Annotated in this window: 1 protein-coding gene and 1 pseudogene; both read left to right on the forward strand. The window is 42.2% G+C overall.

The features are described from left to right. The first annotated feature begins 13 nt into the window (after positions 1-13). Entirely contained in the window at positions 14-1,204 is a 1,191-nt protein-coding gene (gene metK / locus SMIDD26_RS04915) for a methionine adenosyltransferase (RefSeq protein ID WP_061439266.1), read from the forward strand. An 89-nt stretch (positions 1,205-1,293) separates the two neighbouring features. Beyond that, a pseudogene (locus tag SMIDD26_RS12820) lies at positions 1,294-1,511 on the forward strand (peptidoglycan GlcNAc deacetylase); the annotation flags it as partial.

Genomic DNA, 1,511 nt, shown 5'->3' on the forward strand with positions numbered 1-1,511 from the left:
GGGGGACATTTTTATGTCAGAACGTAAATTATTCACGTCTGAATCTGTATCTGAGGGGCATCCAGATAAGATTGCAGACCAAATTTCAGATGCGATTTTGGATGCTATTTTAGCAGAGGATCCAGAGGCGCACGTTGCTGCTGAGACAGCTGTCTATACTGGTTCCGTCCACGTTTTTGGTGAAATTTCTACAAATGCCTATGTGGATATTAACCGTGTGGTTCGTGATACCATTGCAGAGATTGGTTATACCAATACAGAATATGGATTTTCTGCTGAAACTGTAGGAGTCCATCCGTCACTTGTTGAGCAGTCACCAGATATTGCCCAAGGTGTTAACGAAGCCTTGGAAGTTCGTGGAAATGCAGACCAAGATCCGCTGGACTTGATTGGTGCTGGTGACCAAGGTCTTATGTTTGGATTTGCAGTGGATGAAACAGAAGAGCTCATGCCATTGCCAATTTCACTCAGCCATAAATTGGTTCGTCGTCTGGCAGAACTTCGTAAGACTGGTGAAATCAGCTATCTTCGCCCAGATGCTAAATCACAAGTTACAGTTGAGTATGATGAAAATGACCGTCCAGTACGTGTGGACACAGTCGTTATTTCAACTCAGCACGATCCAGAAGTCAGCAACGAACAAATTCACAATGATGTCATTAGCAAGGTTATCAAAGAGGTTATTCCAGCCTCGTACTTGGATGAGCAAACAAAATTCTTTATCAATCCAACTGGTCGCTTTGTAATCGGTGGACCTCAAGGGGACTCAGGCTTGACTGGTCGTAAGATTATCGTGGATACCTATGGTGGCTACTCTCGTCACGGTGGTGGTGCCTTCTCTGGTAAGGATGCGACTAAGGTGGACCGTTCTGCGTCATATGCAGCTCGTTATATTGCAAAGAATATCGTTGCAGCAGGTCTTGCTAAGAAAGCAGAAGTGCAATTGGCCTACGCTATCGGTGTTGCCCAACCTGTTTCTGTTCGTATCGATACTTTTGGTACAGGAAGAGTAGCTGAAAGCAAGCTTGAAAAAGCGGCTCGTCAAATCTTTGACCTTCGTCCTGCAGGAATTATTCAAATGTTGGATCTTAAACGTCCAATCTACCGTCAAACAGCAGCTTATGGACACATGGGACGTACAGATATTGACCTTCCATGGGAACGCTTGGACAAGGTAGACGCTTTGAAAGAAGCAGTCAAATAAAATCTTAAGAGGGGAGCTTCCTCTCTTTTTAATATACTGTTTCCTCTAAAATCATTGAAATTATAGCTTGAATTTGATATGATGGTCTTATGGATAAAAGTAGAGCAAAGCGTGAGAATCACGATAAGATAAGAATGAGTCTAATAGCCCTAGTAGCTATCTTTTCAGTAAGTATTTGTGTCCTTGGTTCAATAATTGGATACAAAATATACACAAAACAAAGTTTTGAACAAAAGATTGAATCGCTCAAAAAAGAGAAAGATGATCAATTGAGTGAGGGGAATCAGAAGGATCATTTTCGTAAAGG

This window comes from Streptococcus mitis (genome assembly GCF_001579035.1).
Classification (GTDB): domain Bacteria; phylum Bacillota; class Bacilli; order Lactobacillales; family Streptococcaceae; genus Streptococcus; species Streptococcus mitis_J.